This is a genomic window from Novosphingobium sp. IK01 (assembly GCF_033242265.1).
GTDB lineage: Bacteria > Pseudomonadota > Alphaproteobacteria > Sphingomonadales > Sphingomonadaceae > Novosphingobium > Novosphingobium pituita.
The window spans coordinates 814522-835766 of the sequence record NZ_BTFW01000001.1; the positions used below are offsets into that span (position 1 = coordinate 814522).

19 protein-coding genes are annotated in these 21245 nt (G+C 67.1%); 9 read left to right on the plus strand and 10 right to left on the minus strand.

The genetic code is table 11. The features are described from left to right. Positions 1 to 31 precede the first annotated feature (31 nt). Positions 32 to 922: a LysR family transcriptional regulator gene (locus tag SBI20_RS04010; protein ID WP_317973833.1), complete on the minus strand. Its 891-nt coding sequence runs from the start codon at positions 920 to 922 to the stop codon at positions 32 to 34. A gap of 123 nt (positions 923 to 1045) precedes the next feature. Between SBI20_RS04010 and SBI20_RS04015 the strand changes: the two genes are divergently transcribed. From SBI20_RS04015 to SBI20_RS04030, 4 genes are all read left to right on the plus strand, one after another. Next, entirely contained in the window at positions 1046 to 2548 is a 1503-nt protein-coding gene (locus tag SBI20_RS04015) for a CoA-acylating methylmalonate-semialdehyde dehydrogenase (RefSeq protein ID WP_317973834.1), read from the plus strand. A 129-nt stretch (positions 2549 to 2677) separates the two neighbouring features. After that, positions 2678 to 3313: a TetR/AcrR family transcriptional regulator gene (locus SBI20_RS04020; protein WP_317973835.1), complete on the plus strand. Its 636-nt coding sequence runs from the start codon at positions 2678 to 2680 to the stop codon at positions 3311 to 3313. An 888-nt stretch (positions 3314 to 4201) separates the two neighbouring features. Next, the gene (locus SBI20_RS04025) at positions 4202 to 4540 is read left to right on the plus strand and encodes an HU family DNA-binding protein (protein ID WP_317973836.1); all 339 of its coding nucleotides are present in this window, start codon (positions 4202 to 4204) and stop codon (positions 4538 to 4540) included. 34 nt (positions 4541 to 4574) lie between these two features. Continuing rightward, positions 4575 to 4847: a hypothetical protein gene (locus SBI20_RS04030; RefSeq protein WP_317973837.1), complete on the plus strand. Its 273-nt coding sequence runs from the start codon at positions 4575 to 4577 to the stop codon at positions 4845 to 4847. A gap of 6 nt (positions 4848 to 4853) precedes the next feature. On the opposite strand, the gene SBI20_RS04035 is transcribed toward SBI20_RS04030, so the two are convergent. Together SBI20_RS04035 and SBI20_RS04040 are read right to left on the minus strand one after the other, a co-directional pair. Beyond that, positions 4854 to 5348 (minus strand): GreA/GreB family elongation factor, encoded by a 495-nt coding sequence (locus SBI20_RS04035; RefSeq protein ID WP_317973838.1) that lies wholly within the window; start codon positions 5346 to 5348, stop codon positions 4854 to 4856. Beyond that, the gene (locus tag SBI20_RS04040; protein WP_317973839.1) at positions 5345 to 6697 is read right to left on the minus strand and encodes an Hsp70 family protein; all 1353 of its coding nucleotides are present in this window, start codon (positions 6695 to 6697) and stop codon (positions 5345 to 5347) included. Before SBI20_RS04040 ends, SBI20_RS04035 begins: the two co-directional genes overlap by 4 nt. 126 nt (positions 6698 to 6823) lie before the next feature. Here SBI20_RS04040 and SBI20_RS04045 point away from each other — a divergent pair, with 126 nt between their 5' ends. From SBI20_RS04045 to SBI20_RS04060, 4 genes are all read left to right on the plus strand, one after another. Next, on the plus strand, positions 6824 to 7423 hold the full coding sequence (locus tag SBI20_RS04045; protein WP_317973840.1) for an SOS response-associated peptidase family protein: 600 nt from the start codon (positions 6824 to 6826) through the stop codon (positions 7421 to 7423). A 359-nt stretch (positions 7424 to 7782) separates the two neighbouring features. After that, positions 7783 to 8793, plus strand: a complete 1011-nt coding sequence (locus SBI20_RS04050) for a diacylglycerol/lipid kinase family protein (RefSeq protein ID WP_317973841.1) — start codon at positions 7783 to 7785, stop codon at positions 8791 to 8793. Beyond that, positions 8786 to 9697 carry a hypothetical protein gene (locus SBI20_RS04055; RefSeq protein ID WP_317973842.1) on the plus strand — a complete coding sequence of 304 codons (912 nt, stop codon included), beginning with the start codon at positions 8786 to 8788 and terminating at the stop codon, positions 9695 to 9697. Before SBI20_RS04050 ends, SBI20_RS04055 begins: the two co-directional genes overlap by 8 nt. A gap of 47 nt (positions 9698 to 9744) precedes the next feature. Continuing rightward, on the plus strand, positions 9745 to 10494 hold the full coding sequence (locus tag SBI20_RS04060; RefSeq protein ID WP_317973843.1) for a nucleotidyltransferase family protein: 750 nt from the start codon (positions 9745 to 9747) through the stop codon (positions 10492 to 10494). Positions 10495 to 10511: 17 nt separating this feature from the next. Here SBI20_RS04060 and SBI20_RS04065 read toward each other — a convergent pair whose 3' ends face one another. Beyond that, positions 10512 to 11843 carry a lipopolysaccharide biosynthesis protein gene (locus SBI20_RS04065; protein WP_317973844.1) on the minus strand — a complete coding sequence of 444 codons (1332 nt, stop codon included), beginning with the start codon at positions 11841 to 11843 and terminating at the stop codon, positions 10512 to 10514. Beyond that, positions 11840 to 13021 carry a hypothetical protein gene (locus tag SBI20_RS04070; protein WP_317973845.1) on the minus strand — a complete coding sequence of 394 codons (1182 nt, stop codon included), beginning with the start codon at positions 13019 to 13021 and terminating at the stop codon, positions 11840 to 11842. The genes SBI20_RS04065 and SBI20_RS04070 overlap by 4 nt, the downstream gene beginning before the upstream one ends. Positions 13022 to 13119: 98 nt before the next feature. Here SBI20_RS04070 and SBI20_RS04075 point away from each other — a divergent pair, with 98 nt between their 5' ends. Beyond that, positions 13120 to 13674 carry a DUF2141 domain-containing protein gene (locus SBI20_RS04075; protein WP_317973846.1) on the plus strand — a complete coding sequence of 185 codons (555 nt, stop codon included), beginning with the start codon at positions 13120 to 13122 and terminating at the stop codon, positions 13672 to 13674. Positions 13675 to 13705: 31 nt separating this feature from the next. Here the strand turns inward: SBI20_RS04075 and SBI20_RS04080 are convergent, their stop codons facing one another. The 5 genes from SBI20_RS04080 to SBI20_RS04100 all read right to left on the minus strand — a co-directional run bounded on the left by SBI20_RS04080 (position 13706) and on the right by SBI20_RS04100 (position 21163). Beyond that, positions 13706 to 14395 carry a TetR/AcrR family transcriptional regulator gene (locus tag SBI20_RS04080; protein WP_317973847.1) on the minus strand — a complete coding sequence of 230 codons (690 nt, stop codon included), beginning with the start codon at positions 14393 to 14395 and terminating at the stop codon, positions 13706 to 13708. A 105-nt stretch (positions 14396 to 14500) separates the two neighbouring features. Then, a complete protein-coding gene (locus SBI20_RS04085) occupies positions 14501 to 16348 on the minus strand; it encodes a GGDEF domain-containing protein (RefSeq protein WP_317973848.1) in 1848 nt (615 codons plus the stop codon). Positions 16349 to 16570: 222 nt separating this feature from the next. Next, positions 16571 to 19075, minus strand: a complete 2505-nt coding sequence (locus tag SBI20_RS04090; RefSeq protein ID WP_317973849.1) for a TonB-dependent receptor — start codon at positions 19073 to 19075, stop codon at positions 16571 to 16573. Positions 19076 to 19154: 79 nt separating this feature from the next. Continuing rightward, the gene (locus SBI20_RS04095; RefSeq protein WP_317973850.1) at positions 19155 to 19823 is read right to left on the minus strand and encodes a response regulator transcription factor; all 669 of its coding nucleotides are present in this window, start codon (positions 19821 to 19823) and stop codon (positions 19155 to 19157) included. Then, positions 19820 to 21163, minus strand: a complete 1344-nt coding sequence (locus SBI20_RS04100) for a sensor histidine kinase (protein ID WP_317973851.1) — start codon at positions 21161 to 21163, stop codon at positions 19820 to 19822. The genes SBI20_RS04095 and SBI20_RS04100 overlap by 4 nt, the downstream gene beginning before the upstream one ends. Positions 21164 to 21245: the final 82 nt, after the last annotated feature.

A 21245-nucleotide genomic window follows, 5' to 3' on the forward strand; every position in this document is an offset into this window, starting at 1 on the left:
TTGTCTGCCCCGTCAGGGCCCACTGACACGATTATTTTGTGCGCAAGCCTGCCGCGCGCACCGCCTCGTCGAGAAAATCGGCCACCGCCCGCACCCGTGGCAGGCGCCGCAATTCGGCATGGACGACCAGCCAATAGGCCCGCTGGGGCGCGATTTCGGGCAGGATCCGCACGAGTTGCGGATCATCGCGCGCGGCAAATTCATGCAACAGGCCGATCCCGCCCCCCGCGCGCACCGCAGCCAGTTGCACGGTTGCCGAGGTGCAGCGGAATTGCCCGACAAGGCCCGGCGCCACTTCGTCGAGATAGCGCAGTTCGGGAAAGTCGATCAGGTCGTCGATATAGGAAATCAGCCGGTGCGCGGCCAGGTCGGCGATGGTTTCGGGCTGGCCATGCTCGGCCAGATAGCCCGGCGAGGCATAGAAGCCGACGGTGAACTGCCCGAGCATCCGCGCATAGAGCCGCCCGCGCGGGGGCCGCTTGAGGGTCACGGCCAGATCGGCCTCGCGCTGCGAAAGGCTGACCGTGCGGCTTTCGGGCGCGAGCTCCAGTTCGATGCGCGGGTGGCGGGCCATGAAGGCACCGATGCGCGGGGCCAGCAGATAGGTGCCAAACGCGGCAGGCGTCGCCACGCGCACGGTGCCGGTCAGGGCATTGTCGACCCCGCCGAGCGCGCTGTCGGCGGCCTGGGTCTCGGCCTCGATCCGTTCGGCATGGAGCAGGAGCGCGCGCCCCGCCTCGGTCAGCCGCGCCCCGCTGGGCGAGCGGTCGACCAGCCTTGCCCCGAGCCCCTGTTCGAGCCCGTCGATCCGGCGCGAGACTGTCGAATGATCGAGCCCGAGCGCGCGCGCCGCTCCCGTCAACCGGCCATGGCGCGCCACTTCGAGGAATATCCGCAAATCGTCCCAATGCCTGATCCGCATGTTTCCCCGAGCCCCGCCCGTTGTGCAAATTCGCACAGCCTGTTTGGCGAAATTGCCGCTATCATGATATTTGCGCACGATCTAGGCCATGGCCAACCGCCCCGTTCGTACCGGAGAGTTCCCATGCGCCAGATCGACCATTTCCTGAACGGCCAGACCGTTCCCGCCACTTCGGGCCGCACCAGCCCGGTCTACGATCCCTGCACCGGCGCAATCCAGGCGCAAGTGGGGCTGGCCAGCCTCGACGACATCGAGCAGGCTGTCGCCCTCGCGCAGGCCGCCCAGCCCGCCTGGGCCGCGCTCAACCCGCAGCGCCGCGCACGCGTCATGTTCGAGTTCAAGCGCCTGATCGAACGCGACATGGACAAGCTGGCCTTCGTCCTCTCGGCCGAACACGGCAAGGTCATCGCCGACAGCAAGGGCGACATCCAGCGCGGCCTCGAAGTGATCGAGTTCGTCTGCGGCGTGCCCCATCTCCAGAAGGGCGACTATACCGAGGGCGCCGGACCGGGGATCGACGTCTATTCGATGCGCCAACCGCTCGGCGTGGTGGCCGGGATCACCCCGTTCAACTTCCCTGCGATGATCCCGCTGTGGATGGCCGGGCCCGCGCTGGCCACCGGCAATGCCTTCATCCTCAAGCCCTCGGAACGCGATCCCTCGGTGCCCAACATGCTGGCAGAGCTGTTCCTGGAAGCAGGTGGTCCGCTCGGCGTGTTCAATGTCGTCCATGGCGACAAGGTCGCCGTCGATGCGCTGCTCGACCATCCCGCGATCAAGGCGGTCAGCTTTGTCGGTTCGTCCGACATCGCCAACTATGTTTACCAGCGCGGCGCGGCGGCGGGCAAGCGCATGCAGTGCATGGGCGGGGCCAAGAACCACGGCATCGTCCTGCCCGACGCCGATTTCGATCAGGTGGTCAGCGATATTCTGGGCGCGGCCTATGGCTCGGCGGGCGAACGCTGCATGGCGCTCCCGGTCGTCGTGCCGGTCGGCGAAAAGACCGCCGATGAGCTGCGCGAACGCCTGATCAGGGGGATCGCCGGGCTCAAGGTCGGCGTGTCGACCGACCCGCAGGCGCATTATGGCCCCGTCGTCTCGGCCCAGCACAAGGCGCGCATCGAAGCCTATATCCAGATGGGTGTCGACGAAGGCGCGGACCTCGTCCTCGACGGGCGCGGGTTCACCCTGCCCGGCCACGAGGAAGGGTTCTTCCTTGCCCCCACGTTCTTCGACCGCGTGACCCCGGCGATGAAGACCTATCAGGATGAAATCTTCGGCCCGGTCCTCCAGATGGTCCGCGCGGCCAGTGTCGAGGAGGCCATCGCGCTGGCCAGTGACCATCCCTATGGCAACGGCGTGGCGATGTTCACCCGCAACGGCGCCGCCGCCCGTGCCTTTGCCGCGCAAGTGCAGGTGGGCATGGTCGGCATCAACGTGCCGATCCCGGTTCCGGTCGCCTATCACAGCTTCGGCGGATGGAAGCGCTCGGGCTTTGGCGATCTCAACCAGTATGGCATGGACGGCATCCGCTTCTTCACCCGAACCAAGACGGTCACCCAGCGCTGGCCCGATACGGCAGACGGCGTGATCGACCAGAGCTTCGTGATCCCCACGATGCGCTGAGGGCTCCCCGGCCATGATCTGCAAGAGGCGCCGGACAGGACGATCCGGGGCCTCTTGCGCCCAATGGGAGGGGCTCTTTCCCGGCGAAAACTGGACTCAGGCCAAGCCGGGCCTATAATTACATCCATAATGAACAAAATTGAATCCGGCGACGTCAATGGGGTCGCATGCACCAGTGGCCGCGGACGTCCCCGGCAGTTCGACCCCGACGCGGCCCTCGTGGCCGCGCTCAAGGTGTTCTGGGCAAGGGGATACGAAGGTGCCTCGCTGTCCGAACTGACCGAAGCCATGGGCATCACCCGGCCCAGCCTCTATGCCTGCTTCGGCAACAAGGAAGCCCTGTTTCGCAAGGCCCTGGACTTGTACGAGAACAGCCAGCTGGTCTTCGTGCGCGAGGGGCTGGCGCAACCCAATTCACGCCAGGCCGTCGAGGATGTCCTGCGCCGTGCGCTCGTGCTGCTGACCGGGGGATCGTCTCACCGGGCCTGTTTCGGCGTAATGAGCGCCGTGGCTTGCAGCACGTTCGACGAATCGATGCGAACCGAAGTGATCGCCCGGCGCGCGGCCTATGACCAGGAATTCATCACGCGGTTCCGCCGCGCCGAGATCGAGGGCGACTTGCCCGAAGGACAGACCGCAGAATCGATGGCCGCCTATGTGCTTTGCGTTCTCAATGGCTTGAGCGTCATGGCCAGTTCTGGCGCCAGCCACGAGCAACTGCATCTGGTGGCCAGCACCGCGCTCAGCCTGTGGAAGGCGAATTGACCGCGCCCGCCAGGATCGTACAGTCGAGGCCTGCTGCATGGATACTCGATGGTATATTAGCGGTTGACGCACCATCGGAGCGTTTCTATACCGATTGGTACTGAATGCTTGCAGGCCGAGCCGGCCCCCCCTCCTATTTGCCGGCGCCCCTCCCCCCCCGATGGTCTCGCGGGTGTTCAGCCTGCGATGCGTGCCCTGCGCATCGGTCAAAGACCGGTAAAAATCCTGGCTTTGCATGATCGAAGCCGATTGTTCCGGAAATGGCGCCGGTTCCGTCCTGGCGCGCTCGTGCCCGCTTGCGCGTGATGACGGAACCGGAACCGCCCTTCACCGATCCTCCACAGTTTTCCGGCTCATCCCCGCGCTTGCCCTGCGACAGGGGCCCGACTCTGCGCACGCAGCTTCGCCTTGCGCCCAGGGGCCGCCACCGGACATCCGCGCGCACCAATTATCCCATCCATTGTGGTTGCTTTGGCTCGTTTCACCGCTTTTCAGCAGCATCCATCCACAGGATCGTCCCCGCGCCCGGACGAGGACCTCGCCCGACACAGGGCTGGCCGCAAAATGCGGTCCAAGGCCGCCTTCCCGGCCCCTTGCCGGAAGCGGAGAGCAGTTGCGCATGCGACAATGCCGCATCGCAACAAACTGGATCAAAAGCCCTTTGCATCAGGCTGGATTGCCCCGCGCTGCACTGCGGCCTCAGCGCGATCCCGGCTGCAAGGGGAACAGAATCGCTGCCGCACCGCGCGCCATGGGGCCCGGCCCGCTGCCGGTATTCACGATGCCCGCACATGGCTGCCATTCCACGGCGGTTTTCCCGTGCCGGCCCCTCTCATCAACCGTTAAATGTGGTTCGAAACGACGTAAAACCACGGTTCTTCGCGTGTCATGCGATTTACAGCGCGCAAATCTGGCGTTAGGCCCCACCCAGAATTTTGGAGAAACGCTACCATGAACACTACTGAACTTGTCGATGCCGTCGCCGCCAGCCAGGGCATTGCCAAGGCCGAAGTGCGCAAGACGGTCGACGCCGTGTTTGCCGCGATCGCGGAAGCCGCTGCCAAGGGCGAAGAAATCTCGCTGAACGCATTCGGCAAGTTCAAGGTCAAGGACGTGCCGGCCCGCGAAGGCCGCAACCCCTCGACCGGCGAACCGATCCAGATCGCTGCTTCGCGCAAGCTCAGCTTCGCGCCCGCCAAGGCGCTGAAGGACAAGCTGAACGGCTGATCGCCGCGCTGGCTTTCTCTCGGAAAGGCGTTTCGTGGATTTCGACGACCAGATGCGTCGCTATTTCGGTGTGACCGATCCTGCATCGGCCACACCGGAGGCCATGGCCGCCGGCATGGAACGCCTTTCCGTGGAGTTTGGTCTGGAGACCGATCCGGGCCGACGCTTCGCGATGTGGGCGCTCATGCACATCCTGGGCAATGCGCCCGATCTCGACGTGGCCTTCCCCGATCCGGGTGAACGCGACGCGGCCCGCAATTTCATGGACATGCTGGACCAGATCGCCTCAGGTCTGCCCCAAGGGTAAGCCGGTTTACGGCTGCGCCCTGATCTCCAGCACCTCGATGGCCTCGGCCTTCCCCGCAAAATCGACCCGTTCGCCCTCTTCGGCGCCCATGATCGCGCGCGCCAGCGGCGCGGCATAGGCCAGCAGGCCCGAGGCCGGATCGGCTTCGTCGTCGCCCACGATGGTCACCACGCGTTCGCGCCCGTTCATCGACAGGCGCACCTGACAGCCGAATTCCACGCTTGTGCCATCGGGCACGGGCATGACTTGCGCGCTGGCCTGCCGCGTGCGCCAATAGCGCAACTCGCGGCGGATCGCCTTCACGGCCTCGTCCTCGCTGCCGGCTTGCTGCGCAGGCAATCTGGCCAGAAGATCGGCCAGCCCCGCCTCGCGCCGGGCGACTTCCTCCTGAATCAGCGCGAGGCCGCGAGCGGTCACCAGATTGGGGCCCGGCGGGATCGGCAGTTCGAAACGCGGCTCGAGATGTTCGTCGTCGCTCTCGCGCCGGAATGCCACGCTCATGCCGTGTCTCCCTCGCCCTCGGCTCCATCGCCGCCGGCGGTCCATTCTTCCATGTCGGGTTCCTCGCCGATCAGCGCAAGCCCGTGGGCAATCGAGGTCAGTTCCTCGCCGCTTTCGATGCGCCCCTCGCCAAAACGCTCGACGAACAGGCGCCGGACGGCCGGGATCAGCGACGAACCGCCGGTCAGGAAGACATGGTCGACCTCGTGCGCGGCGACACCGGCACGGGCCAGCGCGACATCGACGGTCTGGGCGATCCGCTCCAGATCAGGGGCGATCCAGCTCTCGAACTCGGCGCGGGTCACCTGCGCATGGAGCGTCAGGTTCTCGTTCTCGAAGGCGAGCGTCGCATTTTCCTCGCCCGAAAGCGCGCGCTTGAGGCGGCCCACCGCCTCATAGAGCGGATAGCCCAGTTCCTTGTCGACGACCGCGATCATGCGGTCGATGGCTGCCGGATCGGTCGCCGCACGGCGCAGGCGGGCCAGTTCCTCCAGCGTGCGCCGGTTGCGCATCAGGGCCAGACGCGACCAGTCGCCGAAATCGGTGAAATGCCCGTCGGGAATGTCGACCAGCTTGTCGAACGAACGATAGGTGCCGCCCTTGCCCAGGATCGGCAGGACCAGCTTGTCCATGATGCGGTAATCGAACCGGTCCCCGGCCAGCCCGATCCCCGCCGAGCCAAGCGGCTGGCAGCGACGCGCCGTGCCCGCCGGCGCCACCCGCACGAGCGAGAAGTCGCTCGTACCGCCGCCGAAGTCGGCCACCAGCAGCGTGGCCGCGCGCGACAGGCGCCGGGCAAAGCTGAACGCTGCCCCCAGCGGTTCGTAGACATAGTGCACCGGGCGCCCGAGGCTGGCGAACATCGCGTCATAGCGCCTGCGCGCAAGCGCCTCGTCGGGCCGGGCGCCGACAAAGCGCACCGGACGCCCGACGACGACCCGTGCGGGCAGGCTGGCCAGCGCCTGCCCGCCACAGCGCACCAGATGGCGCAGGAAAATCTCGCCCAGTTCCTCGAACCGCAGGCGCTTCTCGAACAGGTTCGCGTGCTCGAATGTCGGGCTTGCCGCCACCGACTTGAACGACTGGAGAAAGCGGCTCCCTTGCGGAAAATCGAGAAATTCGGCGATGGCCCAGGGACCGGCGGCATGGGCCAGACTGCCTCGCGGACCATCGTCCTGCCAGAAGCACAGCGCCGTGCGAAAGACCTTCGCGAGGCCTTCGGGCGTGGTGAAATCGACTAGGGCGGCGTCGGGCACCCCTTCGGGACCGGCCATGCTGCGCGCGATGACCGAATTGGTAGTGCCGAAGTCGATCCCGACCGCTCCGGGTGCCGGCGAGTGAGCGGCCATGGACGCCATCTTCCTATCTCCTCTTCAGGGCGGGGGCCTATGACAGGGGCCGGCCACCTGTGCAAGCAACGGATGGGACTGGAATGCGGGTGGACAGAACACCGGTTCGGCGCGCAAAAGCCCGCGATGCCCGTTTCCTACACACTCGACGCCAGTGCCCAAGCGATTGGCCGGGCGCTGAACGCCGATCCGGCGGGCGATGTCTGGTCAGGCGGGACACTCCACGCCGGAAGCTATGCCCCGGTCGTGCTGCGCGGGAGCGACGGGCGCCGACGCCTCCTCCCCCGCCAATGGGGCGTGCCCCCGCCACCGCCGCACACCATGGCCACGCGCCATGTCGTCACCACCTTGCGCAATATCGAAAGCCCGTTCTGGATCGGCACCTTGCGCCACCCGCGCATGCGCTGCCTGGTCCCCGCGACTCACTTTCTGGCAAGCCGTCCCCGCCACGGCGCCCCGCGCTGGTGGGCCGCCGCGCCGCAGGAAGGCGGGGATGGCGCGATCATGGCCTTTGCCGGGGTCTGGCGCGATTCCGAAGTGCCCAGCTTTGCCATTGTCACCGTTGCGCCCGATGACCTCTCGGGCCCGGACGACCTGCCCGCCGTGGTGCCCCTTGTGCTCTCGCCCGCCGAACAGGAGCGCTGGCTCACGCAGGAATGGAGCAAGGCCGAAGCCCTGGTGCGCCCCCTTCATCCCGACCGGATCCGCCCCCTTGGCACGCCCTGAAATGGCCCGGAGCATGATTTGGCAAGAATGAGGACAAAGTACGACAAATTCGTACAATTCTTCGGCGCGGTTTGTTGCTAGCTTCTGTGTTGCAGCGTGCAGAGGAGGGGCCGCAAATGCCTCCAACCTTGCGAGCACTGCACAAACGTCTGAAATTCACTCAAAAAATCTCGCCTCGTGCAAGAACTTCGCGGTGAAGAAGACAAATTTTATGACAAACTGAGTTTTTTTCGGAAACCGACCTTGGCTTTGAGCGTTTCCTGTTCCAGTGGGGGGCCTCGCGGACCGACACGTCACATCGGACCCGGGCGTTCAAACCCGGCTCCCAAAAACAGGGCGATCATCTGGATCGAGCGGCAATGAAACTGGACTTCATGCATCAGGGCGGCGGAGTGACCAAGCTCCATGCCAGGGACTTCGCGCCCAGCGAGGACAACCATCCGATCCCGCGGGTCGGGGTGATCAGCAACCCGCGCAGCCACCGCAATCGCGGGCGGGCGCGCCCTACGGCCCTGCCCGAAGCCTATGTGATCAAACGCGAGCCTTCGTCCCGCAACGAATTGATGAGCGTTCTCACGCAGTTCGTCAACGAAGGAGTCGAACTGATCGTCATCGACGGTGGCGACGGGACCGTGCGCGATGTGCTCAGCGTCGCCCATGGCGTCTACCGTGGCAAGTTGCCGCGCATCGCGGTGATCCCCTCGGGCAAGACCAATGCCCTCACCTACGATCTGGGCCTGCCCTCGCACTGGAACCTGGGCGATGCCATCGCGGCCCATGCGGCCGACCACACGATCGACCGCGCGCCGATCCACATCCACTGGAACAACAACGCCCTTCCCGACCAGCTCGGCTTCATCTTCGGCCTCGGCGTGTTCAGCCGCGCCACGATGCTCGCCCAGAACGTCCACCGCAAGGGGCTGTTCAATGGCGTGGCGGTGTTCTTCACACTGGCCATGGCCTTCCTCAAGAGCCTGTTCGGCGGTGATCGCAACAGCTGGCGGCGCGGCGACATGGCGCGTGTCTCGCGCAACGGGGTCGAGATCTTTGCCGAACGCGTCTACCTGATCCTCGCCTCGACCTTGCGAAAAATGCCCGCCGGGCTGCGCCCGTTCGGACGGGTGCGCGACGGGCTCAAGTTCCTGACCGTCAAGGCGCCCCCCCGTGCGCTGGCGCGCAATATCCTGCCGGTGCTGACCGGGGCGGAAACCCCCGAACTGGAGGCCGACGGCTATCTGCGCCGCGATGCCGACCGTATCTACCTCTCGCTCGACCGCAGCTTCATCCTCGATGGCGAGCAGTTCCCCGGTGGCAACCTGATCGTCAGCCGGGGCGAACCGATCCACTTCGTGGTCCCGGCCAATGCTTGAACGCGCACTGGACGCCCGGCTTTCACAGCCGGTGCGCCCCGAGATAACGCTGGCCGCCCAGCGCCTTGCCGCTGATCTGGGTGGCGATGCCGTGCTGTTCTATGGCTCCAACCTGCGCCGGGGCGATCTGGAGGGCGTGGTCGATTTCTACGTGCTGCGCCGCCGCCCGGCGCGCGGGATCAGCGCGGTGATCTGGCCCGACGTGGGCTATCATGAAATTCCTGTCGACGGGCAGACCGTGCGCGCCAAAGTGGCCGTCATGTCGCTCGGCCAGTTTCGCCGCGCCGCCGCCGGACGCGGCATCGACACGACCATCTGGACCCGTTTCTGCCAACCGGCGCGCCTGCTGATGGCCAGCGACGGCGCCATGCACAAGGCCGTCGTGGCCGGGCTGGCCGATGCCATGGCAACCGCCGCGCGCTTTGCCCTCGCGCTCGGGCCCGCCACGGGACAGGCGCAGGACTGGTGGCTGGCCCTGTTCCGCGAGACCTACCGCGCCGAACTGCGCGTCGAGCGCCAGTCGCGCGCCGACAGCGTTCTGGCTGCCGATCCCGAACACTATCGCACCCTGTTGCCGCTGGCCTGGGAATGGCTGGGCGTGCCTTTCACCCGGACCGGCGAGACCTTCGCCCCGCAGGTCGATCCGCAGCGGCTGGCCGCCTGGCGCCGGGCCTGGGCCTTGCGGCGCGCGCTCGGGCGCCCGCTCAATGTCGTGCGCCTGATCAAGGCCGCCTTCACATTTGCCGGGGCCACCCGCTATGCCCTGTGGAAGATCGAACGCCACAGCGGCATTCATATCCCCCTGACCCCATGGCGGGAAAAGCACCCGATCCTGGCCGCGCCTGCGGTTCTCGCCCGCCTCTGGCTGGCCCGCCGTCAGGACAAGGCGCCAAGGCAGGCCTGAAGCGCCCCTTCTGTCTGATCGCAACTTCGAGCAGGAAAACATTGAACATGAGCGGTTTTTCGGCACTGGTCCTCGCCGGATCGCGGCCCGGCCCCGATCCCGTGGCGCAAGTCGCCGGTGTCGCCACCAAAGTTCTGGCAACCGTTGGCGGAAAGCCCATGCTCACCCGCGTGATCGCTGCCCTGCGGGCCGCCGGGGCCACGCGCATCGCCGTTGCCGCCTCGCACCCGCAAGTCGTGGCGCTGGCCCGGTCGCTGGGCTGCGAAGTGATCGAAGCCGCCGATGGGCCGAGCGAGAGCGCCGGGCGCGGCTTTGCCCTGCTGGGCGCGCCGATGCTGCTGACCACCGCCGATCACGCCCTGCTCGAAGGCGAATGGATCACCGATTTCCGCGCCGCCATCGCCCCGCAGACCGATGTCGCGGTCCTGCTCGCCCGCCGCGATGTCGTCGAGGCCGCCGTGCCCGATACCCGGCGCACCTGGCTGCGTTTTGCCGACGGGCAGTGGTCGGGCTGCAACCTGTTCCACTTCGCCACCCCGCGCGCGGCGGCGGCTTTTTCGCTGTGGCAGGCGGTCGAGCGTGACCGCAAGCACCCCTGGCGGATCGTCCGCCGCCTCGGCCCCTGGCTGCTGCTGCGCTATCTGGCCGGGCGCCTCTCGCTCGCCGATGCCATGGCCCATCTGGGCCGCAAGGCGGGGGTCGTCGTCGAGGCCGTGGCCAGCCCGCATGGCCTCGCCGCCGTCGATGTCGACAAGCCCGACGACCTCACCCTGGCCCGCCGGATCGCCGGGCAATAAGCTTCAGGCCTGCATGATCAGACTGGGGCCTGCGCGTCGAGGCCATGGCGCATGGCATAGTGCCAGAGCACCGCACCAAGGGTCAGGCTGGCCGCAACCGCGCCGACAAAGACACTGATGCTGGCCCCCAGCGCCCCGATGCGCGGCAGCAGGACCAGCATGAGCCCCAGTTGCAGGGCCACCGCCACCCCGCGCGCCACGGTTGCCGAAAGCGCGCGGTGGACCGAAAGCAGGATGGGCTCGAAACTGGCCGCCGCCAGTTCGATGGCCCCGGCCCCGGCCAGCCAGAGCAGATAGATATAGCCGGCGCCAAAAGCATGGCCGCCCACCAGCATCAGCAAGCGATGCCCGAACAGCGCGACCACCCCGATCACCACGCCCGCCGCCGCGATCGAGGCCAGCCCCACCCGCAAGACCCCCATGCGGAATCGCGCGCGCGAGGCGCTGCGGATCGTGCGGACGATCTCGGGAAAGGCGGCCCGCGTCACCAGGATCGACAGCTTGGACAGGGCATTGGCCAATTGCGCGGCCAGACGGAAGGCGCCCGCCGCCGCCGGCCCGGCAAACCCGCCCACCAGCAGGAGCGGGGCCTGCCGGGCGGCCAGCCCCAGCGTCGACTGGCCGTTGGTACTGGCCAGAATGCGCAGCATGCCCGGATTTTCAGCGCGCACTTCGCGCAGCGAACCACGGGCCGCCAGCATCGGGCCGACATCGCCGGTCTGGGCGGCCAGCGCCCATGTCGCCAGCAGCGTGAGGACTTCGGCGAGCGCCCAGGCGCTCAGGAACCCGGCCAGCGTGGGCATCAGGGCTTGCGCCAGACAGGCTCCGATCAACCGCCCGACCGGCTGGACGCTGTCGGCCAGCGCAGCCAGACGGAACCGGTCGCGCATGCGCAGGATGCCCGTGGGGGTCGAGCGCAAGGTGATCAACTGGACCACCACATAGCCAAACGCATAAGGCACCAGCGCCGGGTCCATGCCGAACGGGCGCGGCCAGAGCAGGAACAGCGCCGCAACCAGCCCGATCCCCACCCCCGCGCTCATCAGTTCGACGAAGGCGGCGGCCTGTTCGAGCCGCCAGACCGCCTCGCGGCGCCCCGCGCCTTCGTGTTCGAGGCCATACTGGACGACGACCTTCCACGTCTCGAAGCTCACCAGCGTCGCAAGGGTCTGCGCCGTCCCGGTGATCAGCGCGAAGCGCCCGAAATCGGCCAGTCCGAGCGCGCGCGTGACCATGCCGATATAGACCAGCGAGAGCACCGCCATCAGCGCATTGCTGGCCAGCAGCCAGCCCAGATTGCGCAGGACAGACTGGAACCGCCCGCTTTTCTTGATGCCATCGGTTTTCATGCCGCGCCCGCCAGTTCAACGAGCGCCTCTGCCGCCCGCTGCGTGGCCGGATGGCCGCTCTCATAGGAGACGGTATCGGCAAAGATCGCCTCCTGCACCGGGCGCAAGGCTTCCTGCCGGGCTTGCGCGCCGGGGATCAGGGCTGTCAGCCCGGCGGCATCGCGTGCCACTTCGCCCGCGTCCCACGCCGGATAGCGCCCTTCGCGCGAGCGGGGATCGTCGGAAAAGACATCGAGGAACAGCAAGGGGCGCGGATGAACGAGGAACTCGTAGATCTGGCTCGACACGTCACCGATATAGCCGTCGGCGGAAAGGGTATAGGTCATGTCGACCAGTCGCGTGCTGCCGGTGTCGATCAGGATATTGGCCGCCTCGTCCCAGCGCGGGGCCAGATCGGGGCGCAGGCGGGCCGTGCGATATTCCAGCGAGACATGCAGTTTCTTCTTGAAGAGCATGATATGCGGGGCAAAAATGATATTGAAGGCTTGCCCTTCACGCGTCAGGAACCAGTCGAGCAGCGCCGGACCATGATCGTACCAGCTCGAAAGCAGCGGATCGAAATGCGGATTGTAGACGAAAACGGGATTGTCGTTTTCAAACAGGCGCTCGCGGCGCGAAAGATCGATGGTGTCGAACTTGGGATAGCCGACTACCCGGATCTTTTCGGGGGCTGCCACGCCGCGCGCCACCAGTTCGCGCGCGGTCTTGGCCCCGCTGACCAGAATGCGGTCGAACCCGCCCTTGTCGGGATGGAACGAGACCATCCGGTCGCCCGAGCCATGGGGCACATAGGCAAAGCGGGCGCCCCTACCCGCCCGGTGCGCCACCTCGTCGCGGATCGAAAGACATGTGCGCTCGGCGCTGACGACCACCCGCGCGGCATTGATCCGGCCCGCATGATGGCGCAGCCGCATCAGACGGCGCACCGGGGCCACCTTGTTGGGCAGGGCCAGCGCCGTTTCCAGCCAGCCGGGAAGGCCGATGTCGAGCCAGGTCACCCCGCGCCCGGCTTCCGCGCCCAGGATCGCGGCCACCCGATCACGGATGGCCGGGGTGGCCGTGGCACACGTCACCGTCAGGCCCGTTCGGCTTTCGTACAGCGCGCGCGCGATACCCGCGATATGCGCCACCTGATGGGGCGCATCGTGATTGAACAGAAAAAGGACCTCATCCGCCATGATGGTCGCGGTCTCCCAAATCCGCGCCAATTGCAACCTTTTGCTGATGGCTGGCGCCTCCCCCTGCCCCCGCGCGCCGGCACAGCCCGGAGAACCCGATGAAACCCCACCTGCCCCTTTTCCGCCACCCCGGCCTTGCTTCCAGAGCGGGGCTCGCCACGCCTGCTGCCGCCACACTGGCCGCCGCCTTACTGGCCGTGATGGCGAGCGCCCCCTCCCGGGCCGAGACCCGCACCCCCGACCGCACCTGCAAGCCCGGCCACCCTTCCCTCAGCGTGACCGTGACCGGCTTTTCCGGCACGACCGGCAAAGTGCGGGCCCAGCTCTATGGACCGGGCGGCGAGCATTTCCTCGACAAGGGGGCGTGGTCGATGCGGATCGAACGCCAGCGCGAAGAGGCCGGCCCCATGCATTTCTGCTTCCCCATCGACCAGCCGGGCCGCTATGCCGTGGCGATCCGCCACGATGCCAATGTCAACGGCAAGTCGGACTGGAATGATGGCGGCGGCTTTACCGGCAACCCGCGCCTTTCGCTGTTCCACCTCAAGCCCGATTTCGACAAGGCCGCCGTGGAAGTGGGCTCGCAACCGGTTCAGGCCAAAATCATCATGCAATATCGACGGGGGCTGTCGATTGGCCCCATCGCCCCTTGATGCCAGGCGCGATGCCCGGCGGCAAAGCCCCTCAGGGCCGCGCATCCTCCGGGGCGTCGTCCGGGTGTCCGGCCAGTTGCCCCGGCAGCACGAGGCGCACAAGGTCACCCGCACGCGGGCTGGGCAGAAAGGTCAGTGCCGGGGCATAGGCGATCTCGAACAACAGGGCGCCGAGCATCTCGGGCGAGGACGGGCCATGGGGAAAGCGCGCGCGCAAGTGCTCTCCCAGACGCCGCCAGCCGTTTCGCACGATGGCTTCAAGGTGTTCAGAGCACGAAGCCGACACAGAAGCGGGCGCCGTAGCAGGATCAGAACCGGCAGGTCCGGGCGACAAGGACCGCGCCAGTTCAAGCACCGGAAACGACCAGCCGCCGTGGCGCGACCGTTCGTTGGCCCACTGGGCGACTTCCTCGATCACCGCCTCGCGCGTGGGAGCCTCGTCGATCCGGGCGAGCAGGGCGCCGAGGTTTTCGTTCGCCTCGGCGCCAAAGGCGGTGAGGAATATCGCCTCCTTGTCCTCGAAATTCGAATAGACCGCGCCCTTGGTATAGCCGGCGGCTTGCGCGATCCGGTCGATCGAGGTGATCGCATAGCCATCACGGCGGAACAGGTCGGAGGCGGCCTCGACCAGCCGCTCGCGCGTGATCGCCTGTCGCTCTGCCCGTGTCTGCCGCTCTGATGCGAGCCGCTCGGCCTGTGTCAGTCGCTCAATCCGTGTCAATCTTGCCAAATCATCCCCCTTGGCGCACCCGAAACCCGATGGCGCGCGCCATCGGCGCGCCCAAATGACCCGCATAGCAGGCCCGGATACACCGGCAAAAGGGACTTATTCGATACCCGCCGAGCGTTGCAGGCCGGCCATTACCGGGCGAAGGTGGCTGTCGATCTCGGGGGCCATGACCACCCGGTTGCGTCCCTGATGCTTGGCAGCATAGAGCGCGGCATCCGCGGTGCGGTAGAGCGTGGCGAAATCGTCGCCCGGCCGGGCCATGGCCACCCCGATGCTGACCGTTACCGTGCGCTCGCCAAGGGCGGCACGATGATCGCAGGCCTCGATCCCTGCCCGCACGCTCTCGGCCAGTTGCAGTGCGGCAAAACGACCCATGCCATTGGCCAGAACGGCGAATTCCTCGCCCCCCAGCCGCGCGACCACGCACATGCCCTCGTCCCAGCGTTCGAGCCTGCGCGCCAGCGTTACCAGCACGGCATCGCCCGCCTCGTGGCCGAACGTGTCGTTGATCCCCTTGAAGCGGTCGACATCGAGCACCATCAGCGCGACAGCATCTTCATCGGCCCCATTCGCCCCTTCCGCATTGCGCTGCGAATGGCCGCGGCGGGCATCGACAGGCGCAGGAGCATGGGCAGGCGCATGAGCCAGCCGCTTCATGACCGGGGCAATGCTATCGATGAACCCGCGCCGGTTGCGCAGGCCGGTCAACGGATCGCGCCGGGCCTGCTCCTGCGCGGCAGCCTGTGCGGCGAGCGCACGATCACGCTCGATCCGCATGCGCGTGAACCCGCGCGTGGCCGCCACCGAGAGCCAGACCGTCTGCCACGAGGCGGAAACCAGCACCAGCATCTGTGCCCCGCCACCCCAGAACCACTGGTCGGTGTTGTAGAAGCCCGACAGGAACATCACCAGGATCGGGAAAAGCCAGGCTCCGAGGAACGAGCGCGCCGCCCGGCTGCCCCGCCGCATCGCGATGACCAGACACGCGATGATCTCGATCAGCAGTCCGAGCGCCAGCACCCCGGTTGAGGTCGCCACAAGCTCCATCGGCCCGCTGCGCATCATCCCGAGAGGAATGCCCAGCAGCCCGCACACCAGCGCCGTGCCCGACGTGCTCCGCAGCAGCCAGCGCGGCACCAGTCCCGGCTCGATCGAGGTGGTCAGGCTCAGCGTGGCAAAAAAGATCGCCATGCACGAAAGCCCCGTGCAGATCTGCGCCGAAACCGCCCCGGCCAGCCCCGGCACGAAGAACAGGTGAAACTGCGACCACATCGCGCCCCAGACCACCATCGCGGCCGCCCAGGCCCCCTGCCAGGCCGGGAACATCCGGCGCACGGCAATCGCCAGCCCCAGATTGTAGAGCGCGCCCACTGCCAGCAGCATCAGCGCCGCACCGATCATGCTGGCCATGGCTGTCGCCTGCAATTCCGACTGCCCGCGGTCGACCAGCCGCATGCGCAGCATTTCGGCGCTGCCCAGTCGGTCGAAGCGCATCGTGATCCCCGTCAGGGGCACTTCCCGCTGGGTCGGCACGAAAGCGATCTGTCCGCCCAGCCGCCAGCGTGCGCCATAATCGCCGCTGCGCACGTCCTGCCACTCGGTCGTCCCGTCGGCATAGCCGAACCCGACCAGCAGTCGGTCGAAGCGCGAGGAATGGACCATGAGGACCGGTGTCTCGTCCAGAGACCCGACAGCCCCGGCCCTGGCCCGCAGCCACAGGCTGCCGTGCTGGAAATCGTGGGGTTCACCCGAACATTCGAAGTGCGATGGCATGACCGCGTCATGCGCCGGGGTGGGCCCGGAGGCATGGCACAGCGCGGAAAGCGGCAACCATTGCTGGGCCGACCAGACCATCGGCACTTGCGCGTGGGCAGATGCGGTTTCCGCTTCGGCCCGCGTGGCCATCCCCAGCATGGCCACCAGCGCCAGCATGATCGCCAGCACCAGCCGGACAGCCTGGGGGATGCCCCCGTTCCCGAGCGACCCGCTACCGGACAGGGGGGCACTGTCCGGGTTCCGGCGAGAATCGCCAGAGCCCGAAGCGCAAGCGCGCATGAAAGAAGCAGAACCCAAACCCGTCATAAGGGGTTTCCTGCCACAAACCTCTCAGTAAATAATTACCGTCTTTCCAATGCAGTGAATTATTCTCTCAATTTTGGATCAATTTCAGAAACGAACTCGCCCTCCCACCTGAATCGCACGCGGCGCGCCCGGCGCAAAAAAGGTGGAATTGAGCAGCGGCCTTTCCCCATCGATGACCGGCCCGGCAAAGGGCCGCGCGACGACCTGCCCCTGGGCATCGAAGGCCGTGGCGCCCAATTGGGCCGCCGTGGCATAGTCCTTGTCGAGCAGGTTGCGTACGGTGGCAAACAGGCTCAGCCCCTTGCGCGGCCGCACTTCGACGCCAAGGTTCATGACCGCAAAAGGCGCGGTCTTGCCCGCTCCCAGATAATAGGTGCCGTCCGGCTCGTGCGCGTTGTTCTCGTTGCCGCGCGCAAAGACGCCCGACTGGGCCGTCATGTCGAGATGGAAGGACAGCCACGAGCGCGCCTCCCAGTCCACCGCGGCCTTCACCGTGTTGCGGGCGAGCAGCGGGATGCGGTCCCCCGGCGCGATGGCAATGCTGCCATCGAAGCCCGGTCCTTCCCCATCGTTGCTGCTGTTGGCCGAGCCATTGACCACTTCGGGCGAACGGTAGGTCGCGTCGAGCAGCGTATAGCTGGCCGAGAGCGAAACCTTGCCCAGCCGCGCATCGGCGGAAACCTCGATCCCCTGTCGCCGCGTCTTGCCGAAATTGCGGAAGTAGCCATAGCCCGAAGCATTGTCGGCCACGAACAGGATATCGTCGCTGCTGTCGGTGCGGAACAGGCTGACATGCCCCCGCACCGGCCCGGCCACGCCATCGAACCGCAGTTCGAGCGTGCGGGCCACCACTTGCGCGAGCGGGGGATCGCCAGCCAGGGCATTGGGCAGGCGACAGGGGCTTTCGGGATCGGAACAGCCCAGTTCGATGGCCGAGGGCGCGCGCGAGGCCTGGCTCCACGAGAACGACAGACCCGAGCCCGCATGATCGCGCACCGAGAGCGTGGCCGCCGGATTGAACCGCTGATAGACCGGATTGCTGTCGAGCGAGCCGGTTCCGCCGCCCGGCGTGATGCGGTCGCGGTTGGTAAGCGCCACCCGGTCATAGCGTCCGGCCAGATCGAGGCTGACCGGTCCGGCCAGAACCACATGATCGAGCGCATAGGCCGAAAAGGTCGACGTGACCGCGTGAAGGTCGACCCGCGCGTCGAGTGCGTCTTCGGAATCCTGCGTGCCATCGGCAAAGGCACCCGGCCCGTCAACGGCGGCAATCGTGCGGTTGGGCAGGATATAGCCGAACTGGGTCGACTGGGTGAAATCGGCGACACTGCGCACATAGGACAGCCCCCCGGTCAGCCGGTGTTCCATCCCGGCCAGATGCCCGGCCCATTCGAGTTCGAACGTGACGCCCCATTCGCTCTGGCGGGTCTGCGAGCGGTTGATTAGCCCGTCGCACTTCTCGTTGGGCTCGCTATTGAGCAGGACATTGGCGATGCAGCGCCATTTGGGGAATGGTGTGTTGGCCTGGCTTTCGCCGGCAAGGGGGAAGCCGGAATAGCCCGCCTGCGCCAGAGCCGCGCGCTCCTGCGCATTGGGCTGGTAGAGACTTTGCCCGAGCGCATCGTCGTTGACATCGCCATTGTAGGTCCGGGTATGGATCGTGCGCCAGAAGCCATTGCCGCGCAAGGTCAGGTTCCGGGCCAGCCCCGTCTCGCCCTTGAGCACCAGCATGCCCATACGGTTGCGGGTGTTGTCGGGCGCGGTGTAGATGCTCGAACGGTCGGCGGCGAGCAGACGCATTTCCTGAAGGCCGTTGCCGTTGAGGTCGGTATCGGCAAAATGGCCGGACAGCGCGATGTTCGTCGTGCCCTCGCTCCAGCCCAGCTTGGCAAAGGCGCGTGAGGCACGCGAGGGGGACAGCGCGCGCCAGCCGTCCTCGTGGAAATTGTCACCGGCCACGAACCAGTCGATCCCGTTGGCAAAGACCCCGCCCGCCTGCGCGCTGGCCTGGATCCGCCCGAAAGAGCCGCCGCTCACTTCCGCGCCGAAGCCGGGATCGCTGCGCCCGCTCTTGGTGCGCAGGACCAGCACCCCGCCCAGCGCGTTGCGCCCGAACTGGGGCGCGGCGCCCGAAACGAGGTCGATGTCGGACAAGGCCCCGGTCGGGATCAGGTCCCAGCTCACCACATCGGCAAAGGGCTGGTTGACGCGCACCCCGTCGAGATAGACCGAAAGCCCCTGCGGCGTGCCCAGCAGCGGCGATGCGGTCAGCCCGCGATAGTTGACATCGGGCTGGAGCGGATTGCCCTGAACCTCGTTGATCGTCACCCCCGGTGCGGTGCGGGCCAGATGTTCGGCAATGCTGATCGCGCTTGTGGTGCGCAGCGCCTGCGCATTGCCCACTTCGAGCGCCTCGCCCGACAGCGGGCTGGCCAGCACGAGGATTTCGCGCTCGACGGCCTCGCCTGTACCAACCTCGGGCAGCGCTTCAGCAGGCGCTTCGGCCGGTTTCGCCATCGCCGGTGCAACCCATGGGCCCATCATGGCCATCAGCGACACGCCCGCGCCGATCCAGACCTTTCCGATCATCCTCACCTCCGGTTTTTCTCGTTGAAAGCGCTCGTAACAGACCGCAACGACACAAACCTGAAGGTTTCCTCAGACTGACCTAAGGTATGATATCCAGCCGAAAGCCCTGCCCGCGCACGGTCGTTACGGCAATGCCCGTCCCGGCCAGCCGCTTGCGCAGCGTGCTGATGGCGACATCGAGGGCATTGTCGGTGATCTCGGCCTCGACACCCCAGACCGCATCGAACAGATCCTGACGGGTCGCCGTGCCCCCGCGTTCCCGCGCCAGATGGAGCAGCAGGGCCTGGCTGCGCGGTTCGAGCGCGAGCGGCTCGCCCTGCCAGCACGCGGCCCCGGTGACGGCATCGATCTCCAGCCCCTCCCAGACGACGGGCGCGGGCTGGCGCTGGGCGGACCGGCGCACCAGCACGGCCACCCGCGCGGCCAGCTCGGCAAAGGCGAATGGCTTGGCCAGATAATCGTCGGCTCCGGCGTCGAACCCGTCGAGCCGGTCATCAAGCCCGCCGCGCGCGGTCAGCATCAGGATCGGCATGTCGTGCCCGGCAGCGCGGATCTGGCGGCACAGGGCAAAGCCATCGGCATCGGGCAGGCCAATGTCGAGCACCACGGTCGCCACCGCCTCGCGCCCGAGCAGGTCGAGCACCCCTTCCCCCTGCCGCAACCAGCGCGTGGGAAAGCCCTTGCCCGTCAGCCCCTGTACGACCGCGCGGCCGATCGCCACGTCGTCCTCGACCACCAGAACACTCATGCCACCCCCTCCAGAGGCCCCTCCAGAGGCCCCTCCAGCGGCAGGTCGAAACGCACCACGCAGCCGCCGACCCCTTGTTCATCCCTCGCGACATTGGCCGCCCGCACCTGCCCGCCATGCTGTTCGACGACCCACCGGGCCAGCGCCAGCCCCAATCCGCTGCCCCCGCGCTCGCGCCCGGCCTGCGCCTGATAATAGGCGTCGAAGATGCGCGGCAAGTCCGCCGCCACGATGCCGGGGCCGCGATCGGTCACGCAGACGGCCACCCGCGCATCCCCGATCCGCTCGACCGCGACGACCAGCACCGAATGCATCGGCGCGAACTTGAGCCCGTTTTCGATCACCGCGAGCAAGGCCTGCCGCAGCCAGCGCGCATCCCCCGTCATCGGCAAGCCCGATGCGGCATCATCAGGCAGCACCAGCGCCAGTTCCACCTCGACAGACCGGGCATAGGCCTTCGCCTCGGCCAGAGCCTCTCCCACACACTGTGCAAGGTCGAACCGCGCCTGCGCGAGCACGAGTTGCCCTTCATCGGCCCCGGCGAGCCCGAGCAGTTCATCGATCCGGTGCGAGAGGAACGTGGCCCCCGCCACGGCCTGATGGAGCGCCTCGCGCAGCATCGTGGTATCGTCCCCTGCCGCTTCGAGCGCGACTTCGGCGGCGCTGCGCAAGCCTGCAACGGGCGTGCGCAATTCGTGGCTGGCCTTGGCAAAGAACAACCGGCGCGAGGCATCGACCGCCGCAATCCGCGCGGTGCGCGCCTCCACCAGCGCACCAAGCGTCCGGTTCGAACGCCACAGCAGCCAGCCGCCCACCCCCGCACAGGCGAGCGCCACCCCCGCCAACAGGACCGCCAGAACGACACTGCGCCTGCCCGCCAGTGCCAGCGCCGCGCGCACCGCGCGCACTTCGGCGGCCTCGCGCCGGTCGATCGCGCGAGCAAGGGTCAGGAAGCGGGCCCGGCTGGCGCCGTCCTGCCAGCGGGCATGGGCCAGCCGTTCGAGCAGGGCCGCATCCCCGGCCTCGCGCAATTGTTCTGCATCCGTTCCGATTGACTGCGCTTCCTGCGCGATCAGGCCCCGATAAGACCGCAAAGCGTCCTCCAGCCCGGCCTGATCCGGCGATCCTGGTTCAGGCGCCCCTGGTTCACGGGTGCCAGGTTCACGGGCCCCAGGTTCTCGGGCTAACGCCACGATCCGCGCCACTGCCGCCGCCTGCTGCTCGGACAGGCTGGCCCGCGCGAATTGCCGGTCGGCATGGGCCGCGCTCAGCGCAAAGCCGACCACCAGCCCGGCCAGCGCCATGACCAGCACGCCAAACAGCACCGCTGCCAGCGGCATTCCCCCGCTCCGGCGCGGTGGTGGATTGGCCCCTTCCAGAGCGTCAGGCATGGACTTCAGACATAACAGGGACGGCGGACAC